Below are 635 nucleotides of genomic sequence, written 5' to 3'. Positions count from 1 at the left end.
ACGCGCACCTTGGTGCCCGCTGCCGCCAGTTTATCGGCCGCTTCTACCGTAATACCCACTTCAGAACCGGTCGCGATCAGGATCACGTCAGGTGTGCCGTCGCAATCTTTCAGCACGTAAGCACCGCGCGCCACGTTGGCCAGCTGTTCGGCTGTACGCGGCTGCTGGGTCAGGTTCTGACGAGAGAAGATCAGCGTAACCGGACCGTCGTTACGTTCGATAGCATATTTCCACGCCACCGCAGACTCAACCTGATCCGCAGGACGCCAGGTGCTCATGTTTGGCGTCACGCGCAGGCTGGCCATTTGCTCAACCGGCTGATGCGTCGGGCCGTCTTCGCCCAGACCGATAGAGTCATGGGTATAAACGAACACGTTGCGGATCTTCATCAACGCGGCCATACGCACGGCGTTACGCGCATATTCCACAAACATCAGGAAGGTCGCAGAGTACGGCAGGAAACCACCGTGCAGCGCAATGCCGTTGGTGATGGCGGTCATACCGAATTCACGCACGCCGTAGTGGATGTAGTTACCGGCCAGATCGTCGCCCAGTGACTTCGAGCCAGACCACATAGTCAGGTTACTTGGCGCGAGGTCAGCAGAGCCGCCGAGGAATTCTGGCAACACTTTGCC

At 58.7% G+C, this 635-nt stretch carries 1 protein-coding gene; it reads right to left on the bottom strand.

Annotated features, from left to right (window positions below; translation table 11 throughout):
- A partial coding sequence (locus ACMV8I_RS21345; protein WP_498867145.1) for a transketolase-like TK C-terminal-containing protein occupies window positions 1-635 on the bottom strand: 635 nt, incomplete at both ends.

This window comes from Ewingella sp. S1.OA.A_B6 (assembly GCF_049889095.1).
Lineage (GTDB): Bacteria > Pseudomonadota > Gammaproteobacteria > Enterobacterales > Enterobacteriaceae > Ewingella.
This window is presented reverse-complemented; position numbering and strand designations above follow the sequence as displayed.